The organism is Nonomuraea deserti, from assembly GCF_004348685.1.
GTDB lineage: Bacteria > Actinomycetota > Actinomycetes > Streptosporangiales > Streptosporangiaceae > Nonomuraea > Nonomuraea deserti.
Genome location: NZ_SMKO01000305.1, coordinates 1 through 7,779, shown reverse-complemented (window position 1 = coordinate 7,779; position 7,779 = coordinate 1). Strand labels below are relative to the sequence as shown.

The window sequence follows — 7,779 nt, the reverse complement described above, 5'->3', positions numbered from 1 at the left end:
CCCTGCCGGTCTGTGTCCCGCCCTGCCGGTCTGTGTCCCGCCCTGCCGGTCTGTGTCCCGCACCTGACAGCCTGCGTCTCGTCCCCCGCCGGCCTGTGTTTGCCCTGCCGGTACGGCCAAGCGCCTGCACGCGTACGAAGCGGCCGGTAGCACGAAGAAGTCCTGATCCGCGGAGACTTTCCTGTTCCTGGCCGAGAGCACTAAATGCCGGGAGCGGAGACTCGCGAGCGGACCAGGGCCAGGGATCGCGTGGTTCGAGGTGGAAGAGGTCCGCGATCGGCCAAGAGACCGTCGTCGGCCTTCCCGGCTTACCCCGAGAGCCGGGGAGAGCGACAGCGGAAAGTGCTCCTGGGCGGGGCCGCGGAGCTGCGACGTGGTGCGCGCGAAGTAATGGCGGGTCACAACTGCCGGTGTGGCTGGAGGACTCAGCCGAAGGACCTATCGTTGGATGAGCGGCACACGACTGCTGTCGAAAGGGGGCAAAAGGCGGCTCCAGGCAGGCAAAGCGGGGTGGCGACGTCCAATGGATTTCTGAATCCAGGTAGCGTTCGCACTATGGCATCGCCAACTGGAACCACCGATGCGCCCTTCGGCCGTATGCTGACCGCGATGGTCACGCCGTTCACATCTGACGGTGAGGTCGATTATGTGGCTGTGCGACGTCTTGCTACCTATCTGGTAGATGAGCAGCGAAATGACGGCTTGATCGTCAACGGAACGACGGGTGAGTCGCCCACCACTTCCGACGAGGAGAAACAGCGTATCGTCAGTGCCGTCCTCGACGCGGTCGGTGACCGCGCGGCCGTGGTGGCAGGAGCGGGCTCCAACGACACCCGCCACAGTGTCGAGCTCGCGAAGCAGGCGGCACGTGCCGGCGCACACGGCCTGCTGGTGGTAACGCCTTACTACAACAAGCCCCCGCAAGAGGGTTTGTATCGGCACTTCACCGCCGTCGCTGACGCGACCGACCTTCCCGTGATGCTCTATGACATCCCGGGGCGTAGCGGAGTGCCGATCAAAACTGAGACTCTGATCAGGCTGGCGCAGCACGAACGGATTGTGGCCGTCAAGGACGCCAAGGGTGATCTGTTCGCCGCCAGTCAGGTGATGATCGCAACTGATCTCGTCTTCTATTCGGGAGACGATCTGCTCAACCTGGCCTGGCTCTCGCTCGGGGCGACCGGGTTCGTCAGCGTCGTCGGACATGTGGTCGGCGCCGAGCTGGCGCGAATGATCCACCTGCACAAGAGCGGCGAGGTCGCTCAAGCGCTGGCCCTGCACAGTCAGGTGGCTCCCGTAGTGGACGGGATCATGCTGCGTGCGGGCGGCGCGATCATGGCAAAGGCGGCGCTGAGCATGGTGGGCGTGCCGGTAGGACCGGTACGGCTGCCGCTCGTGGACGCGACAGAGAAGCAAATCGCCGAGCTGCGTGCTTGCCTGGTAGCCGGCGGGGTGAAGTTGACAGACGCATAGGAACGGGGAGGAACCGGGAGTTTTGAGAACACGATCTGACCGTGGGGGCCGGGCATGAGCCATCCGCATCCTGACCTTGGCACCCCACCGGCGCTGCCTCACGGCGGCCTGCGCATCGTCGCGCTCGGCGGGCTGGGCGAGATCGGCAGGAACATGGCCGTCTTCGAATACGACGGCCGTCTGCTGATCGTCGACTGCGGGGTGTTGTTCCCCGAGCCTGACCAGCCGGGTGTCGACCTTATCCTGCCCGACTTCGAATACATCAGGGACCGGCTCGACGATGTCGAAGCCGTCGTACTGACGCACGCTCACGAAGATCACATCGGAGCTGTGCCCTATCTGCTGCGCGAGCGGCGCGATATCCCGCTCATTGGATCCAAGCTCACGCTTGCCCTGATCGAGGCCAAGCTGACCGAGCACCGGATCCAGCCGACCAAACGCGAGGTCGTCGAAGGCGAACGGCACGTCTTCGGACCTTTCGACTGCGAGTTTCTCGCGGTCAACCACTCCATCCCCGACGCGCTGGCCGTGGCCATCAGGACGCCCGCCGGCATCGTGCTGCACACCGGCGACTTCCGGATGGACCAGCTGCCGAGCGACGGCCGCCTCACCGATCTCGGCGGCTTCGCCAGGCTCGGCACCGAGGGCGTCGACCTGCTGATGTCCGACTCGACCAACGCCGAGGTGCCGGGGTTCGTCACCAGTGAGCGGGAGATCGCGCCGGTCATCGACGAGGTGATCCGCACCTCCGAGCAGCGGGTCATCGTGGCGAGCTTTGCCTCGCACGTCCACCGCATCCAGCAGGTCATGGACGCCGCCGCCCGGCACGGCCGCAAGGTCGCCCTGGTCGGACGCTCGATGGTGCGCAACATGGGAGTGGCCCGAGACCTGGGCTATCTCAAGGTGCCGCCGGAGCTGATCGTCGACTCGCGCGACATCGAGGAGTGGCCGCCACAGGACGTGGTGCTGGTCTGCACCGGCTCCCAGGGCGAGCCGATGGCGGCGCTGTCGAGGATGGCCAACCGCGATCATCCGATCCGCATCGCCGACGGCGACACGGTGCTCCTGGCTTCCTCGCTGGTGCCGGGTAACGAGACCGCGGTCAACAAGGTGATCAACGGTCTCACCCGGTGGGGCGCACGGGTCGTGCACAAGGGCAACGCCAAGGTGCACGTCTCCGGTCACGCGGCCGCCGGCGAGCTCCTCTACGTGCTCAACCTGACACGCCCGTCGAACTTCATGCCCGTGCACGGCGAATGGCGGCACCTGCGCGCCCACGCCAAGCTGGCCGCCCTCACGGGCGTGCCGGACGATCACATCGTGATCGCCGAAGACGGTGTCGTGGTCGACCTGATCGACGGCCGCGCAAGGATCGTCGGTGCGGTGCACGCCGGGTATGTCTACGTTGACGGCTCGTCGGTCGGTGAGATCACCGACACCTCGCTGAAGGACCGCAGGATCCTCGGAGACGAGGGATTCATCTCCGTGGTCGTCGTGGTCGACTCCAACACCGGCAAGCTCACCGCGGGCCCCGAGATCCACGCGCGAGGTTCGGGCATCGATCCTCTGCAGTTCGACGAATTCATTCCCCAGATCGAGCGGGCCCTCGAGGAGAAGGCCGCCGACGGGGTGGTTGACATGCAGGAGATTCGCCGGGTGGTCCGCCGCACAGTGGGCCGCTGGGTGAGCGACACCTACCGCCGCCGTCCGATGATCATCCCTGTAGTGCTCGAGGTCTGAGCCTACTGACGGCATGGCAGCCGGAACGCCTGGTGGTACGGCAGGCGTTCCGGTCTTGCGCATCGTGGGACGACCGCGTGCCCGCGGCGGTCCTTTGACCCGCATGTCAGGGGCCTTCGAGTGGGTCGGCGTCGACCTGCCGAAATCCTTTCTGGGCATGGGCACCCACATCTCAGGCGTCCCTCCTGCGCATCAGCCAGGCTGCGGCTAGCAGGGGGAGAACCGCATAGGCGACCAGTACGGCTGCGGCCGCCGCAGGAGACAAGAGCGAGCCGTAGACCGAGGTCGAGATCGTGTCGCCGGTGATCTCGCGGGGAAGCGCTCCGATCATCACCGAACCGAGGCGCTCGCTCCAAGGCTCGGGGACGTTGCCAATGATCATGGGGATGACGTACACGAGACCGACGATGATGGCGATCGCACCGGCGCTCGAGCGCAGGAGCGCGCCGAGGCCGAGGCCGAGTAGTGCGAACACCGGCACCGAGACGCTGATGGTGATCAGGAGCGGGAGCCGCTCCGCGAACGCGCCGGTGTACGCACCCGAGAACCGGTCACCGAGCACCAATCGGGTGACGGCATAGGTGCCGAAGACCGCGGTCGCACCCGTGATCAGCCCCAGTGCCCCCACGACCGTGGACTTGGCGGCGAGTATCGGCCACCGGCGCGGGACGATGGTCAGGCTTGCTCTGATCAGGCCGGTCGCGTATTCGGATGTGATGGCCAGCGTGCCCAGGATACCCATGCAGAGCTGGGGCACGATCACGACCACCTCCTCGAGGTCCGCGATACGGGCGCTCAGACGTTGTTGGGTTGGGGCGTTGTCGTACATACCGGCCGCCATCACGGCCAGCGCGTAGCCCAGCAGAACGGCGCTGACGCCGAGGACCAGGAGGAGATAGGTCGAACGAACAGAGCGGAGTTTGATCCGTTCCGACGCGAGGACGCCCACGAACGAATGCTTTCGTGTGCGGGGGCGCTGGCGAAGGACCCGCGGGGTGCTCGGTCTCGTCCGAAGGGCTTCGGCTGGTGGTCTGCGCTGGCTGATCATCGGGCGGCTCCGAATTGCACGCTGGAGGCGGTCAGTGCCATGTAGGCGTCTTCGAGCGATGGGTATGCTGCCGTCAGCTCCGCGACCGTCGCCTCGGCGATCAGCCTGCCGCGGCCGACGATGACAATGCGCTCGGCGGTGAGGGCCATCTCGCTCATGAGATGGCTGGAGAGCAGGATCGTCCTGCCTTCAGCGGCCAGCGAGCGCATGAGGCCGCGGATCCACCGCACGCCATCGGGATCGAGGCCGTTCACAGGCTCGTCGAACATCAACACCTCGGGGTCGCCCAGCAGGGCGGCCGCGATGCCGAGCCGTTGTTTCATGCCGAGCGAGAAGCCGCCGACCCGTTTGCGGCCCACGTCCGCCAGGCCGACCTGCTCCAGCACCTCGGTCACTCGGGCGGGGCCGATGTCGTTGGTGCGAGCGAGGCAGAGCAGGTGGTTGTAGGCGCTGCGTCCGCCGTGGACGGCACTCGCGTCCAAGAGCGCGCCCACTTCGTGCATCGGCCTGCTGAGCGATGCGTAAGGTCGGCCGTTTATCAGCGCGTGCCCGGAAGTGCACGCGTCAAGGCCGAGGATCAGGCGCAGTGTGGTGGACTTGCCGGCGCCGTTGGGGCCCAGAAACCCGGTCACGTGGCCGGGGCCGACCGTGAAGGACAGGCTGTCTACCGCGGTTGTGCCGCCGTACCGTTTAGTGAGGCGGTGGAGTTCGATCACGCCGTAAAGGATGCGGTGCGGAGGGTCGGCGGCGCGTCGGACCACGGTTCGAATCTGAAGGTCAAACCCTGGGCTGACGTGCGTCCGCTGCCTCAGCGGCTACGGTTCAACGCGTGGACGACAGGCATCCCTTCTTCGCCCGGCGCTTGAGCCGCATCCAGCTGATCATGCTCGATCTGGCGGTGGGGCTGTGCTTCGGGTTCGTGGCCTTCACGATGGCGGTCAACGCTACGGCGCTGCCCCCATGGATGAGAATCGCTCTGCCCTTCGGGTTGGGCCTGCTGCTGTCGGTGCGCAGGCTGTGGCCGCTTCCTGTGTTCTGCGTGACGTTGGTGCTGGCCGTCTTCGCCGTCATGACCGATGCCATCGCGTTCGCCTACCTTGCCCCCGCGTACGCCCTCTATATTGTCGCGCTGTCCGACAGGGTCGGCCCTCTGATCCCTTCGTCCGCCATCGGAGGGTTGAGCCTGGTCACGTTGTTCGGGTTGACCCTGGCGGGTGCACCGCAGGAGGGCGCTCCCGACTGGCTCGTCCACTTCGATAAGCCCCTCATGGGGATCGCTGCCCTGGGCGGCTCATGGACCATCGGCCGTGCCGTGCACGAGCGCAGGCATTATGCGGCGCGCGAGGCCGAGCGGCTGGCGGCGCAAGCGGTGACCGACGAACGGCTGCGCATCGCTCGCGAGCTGCATGACGTGGTCACGCACAGCGTGGGACTGATCGCCGTCAAGGCGGGCGTGGCCAACCATGTGATGTCGACCAGGCCGGAGGAGGCGCACGACGCTCTGCGGGTGATCGAGACGGCCAGCCGGAGCGCACTGGTCGAGATGCGACACCTGCTCGGCATGCTGAGGTCCACCGACGTGCCTGACCTCGTGCCTGCGCCGGGCATCGAAGGGCTCGAGGAACTCGCGGAGCAGGCTCGGCTTGCAGGGGTTGACGTGGAGCTAAAGGTCCACATCGGTGGTGACGGCGTTGCTGGGCGGGTGTCTGGTAGCGGTGACGCGGTTGCTGCATGGGTGCCTGCCAGTGGTAACAGGGTTGCCGCGCTGATGTCTGCTGGTGGTGATGGCGATGTTGATCCGGTGTCTGCTGGTGGCCACGGTGATGTTGTCCGGTTGTCTGCTGGTGGTGATGGTGATGCTGGCCGGTTGTCTGCTGGTGGTGGCGACGATGTTGGGCCGGTCTCTGATGGTGGCAACGCGGATGCTGGCCGGGTGCTCGACAACGGCGACGGCAGTTCCGGGGTGAAGAGGGCTGCTGGGGCTATTGGGCCTGGGCACGAAAGCCTGGGCGCAGCTGGTGATGCGGAAAAAGCTGGTAATGACGTCGGAGGCCGCGGGCTGAGAGGCCTCGATGGCGTTGGGTTACGTGGGGAAACCACCGGTGGTGGGTTGCATGGACGTGGCGACGAAGGGCCCGGGGCGGGAGCGTCGGGCGGGGTGGGCAGCTCTTGGACGGCGATCAAGGACGAGGCTGGGGTCAGGGCTGTCGGCGGGCGGCAGAAGGCGAGACACGACCAACGGGTGCGGTTGCCTGACGGTGTGGGGTTGTCGGTCTACCGGATCGTGCAGGAGGCGCTGACCAACGTAGCCAAGCACGCGGCGCCTGCCCGGTGCCAGGTCTCCGTCGTGGCCGACGGCAAGGACGTAAGGATTGAAGTGATGGATGACGGACCGGGGAGACGCACGTTGCCTTCCGCCGGCACAGGGCACGGCCTGATCGGGATTCGGGAGCGGGTCATGATGTACGGCGGCACGTTCGAGGCAGGAAGCAGGCCTGGGCGCGGGTTTCGGGTGTTCGCCCAGCTGCCTTATCAGGAGGCGTCGTGATCCGGGTTGTCGTGGCCGACGATCAGGCGTTGCTCAGAGGAAGTTTCAGGGTGCTGGTCGACTCTGAGCCTGACCTGGGTGTGGTCGGGGAGGCGGCGACGGGGGCAGAAGCGGTCACCGTGGCCACGGAGCAGCGGCCCGATGTGGTGCTGATGGACGTGCGGATGCCGGAGATGGATGGAATCGAGGCCACCCGAAGAATCAAGGATATTTCCCGGGTGCTCGTGGTCACGATGTTCGACCTTGACGCATATGTTTACGACGCGCTTCGGGCGGGAGCGAGTGGATTTCTTCTCAAGGACACACCGCCTGCGGACTTGCTAGCCGCCATAAGGGTGGTCGCGAGCGGGGAGGCGTTGCTGGCGCCGACGGTGACGCGAAGATTGATCGAAGAATTCACCCGCACACCCGTGACGCCACGGGTGAAAGGGCTGGACGGGATTACTGAGCGGGAGAGGGATGTGCTCACGTTGATTGCGCGTGGGCTGTCCAACGGCGAAATAGCAGCATATCTTCAGGTGAGTCTGGCTACGGTGAAAACGCACATCACGCGGCTGCTGGCCAAATTGGAGGCGCGCGACCGGGCGCAACTTGTTATCGCCGCATATGAGAGTGGGCTGGTTTCCGCGGCGGGCTGATTCGCGTCGTCATGGAGGTGATCTTATGCGTCCAAGCCGAGCAGGAGGTGGAGCCGTGACATGGCAGCGCATCTTGTAGTTCGTACGCAGGGCTATCGCTTGCCGGTGGAAGCCCGGTCCGGGTGGAGATTGGTCCCGCTGGAAGCTCGGTCCGGGTGGAGATTGGTCCCGGTGGGAGCTCGGTTCCGCTGGAAGCTCGGTCCCGGTGGAAGCTCGGTCCGGGGTGAAAACCGGTCCGGTTAATGCTCGGTCCCAGTGGAAGCTCGGTCCGGGTGAAAATCGGTTTCCGGTGGGAGCCCGGTCTCGGTGGGGGTCCGGTTCGGGTGGGGGTC

General features: G+C 66.0%; 5 protein-coding genes and 1 pseudogene. 4 read left to right on the top strand and 2 right to left on the bottom strand.

The window, feature by feature from the left end:
- The first annotated feature begins 555 nt into the window (after positions 1-555).
- Positions 556-1,473: a 4-hydroxy-tetrahydrodipicolinate synthase gene (gene dapA / locus E1292_RS48425; RefSeq protein ID WP_132606555.1), complete on the top strand. Its 918-nt coding sequence runs from the start codon at positions 556-558 to the stop codon at positions 1,471-1,473.
- 54 nt (positions 1,474-1,527) lie between these two features.
- A complete protein-coding gene (locus E1292_RS48420; RefSeq protein WP_132606554.1) occupies positions 1,528-3,213 on the top strand; it encodes a ribonuclease J in 1,686 nt (561 codons plus the stop codon).
- A gap of 172 nt (positions 3,214-3,385) precedes the next feature.
- Here E1292_RS48420 and E1292_RS48415 read toward each other — a convergent pair whose 3' ends face one another.
- Both E1292_RS48415 and E1292_RS48410 read right to left on the bottom strand, forming a co-directional pair.
- Complete coding sequence (locus E1292_RS48415; RefSeq protein ID WP_165975150.1) at positions 3,386-4,162, bottom strand: ABC transporter permease subunit; 777 nt, start codon at positions 4,160-4,162, stop codon at positions 3,386-3,388.
- Positions 4,163-4,335: 173 nt separating this feature from the next.
- Positions 4,336-4,977: pseudogene (locus E1292_RS48410) on the bottom strand (ABC transporter ATP-binding protein); the annotation flags it as partial.
- Positions 4,978-5,090: 113 nt separating this feature from the next.
- Between E1292_RS48410 and E1292_RS48405 the strand changes: the two are divergent.
- Both E1292_RS48405 and E1292_RS48400 read left to right on the top strand, forming a co-directional pair.
- On the top strand, positions 5,091-6,809 hold the full coding sequence (locus tag E1292_RS48405; RefSeq protein WP_132606551.1) for a histidine kinase: 1,719 nt from the start codon (positions 5,091-5,093) through the stop codon (positions 6,807-6,809).
- Entirely contained in the window at positions 6,806-7,447 is a 642-nt protein-coding gene (locus tag E1292_RS48400) for a response regulator (RefSeq protein WP_132606550.1), read from the top strand. The genes E1292_RS48405 and E1292_RS48400 overlap by 4 nt, the downstream gene beginning before the upstream one ends.
- Positions 7,448-7,779 lie beyond the last annotated feature (332 nt).

Coding starts and splice junctions, on each gene's coding strand:
- dapA (WP_132606555.1), top strand. CDS start 556: ATGGCATCGCCAACTGGAACCACCGATGCGCCCTTCGGCCGTATGCTG.
- E1292_RS48420 (WP_132606554.1), top strand. CDS start 1,528: ATGAGCCATCCGCATCCTGACCTTGGCACCCCACCGGCGCTGCCTCAC.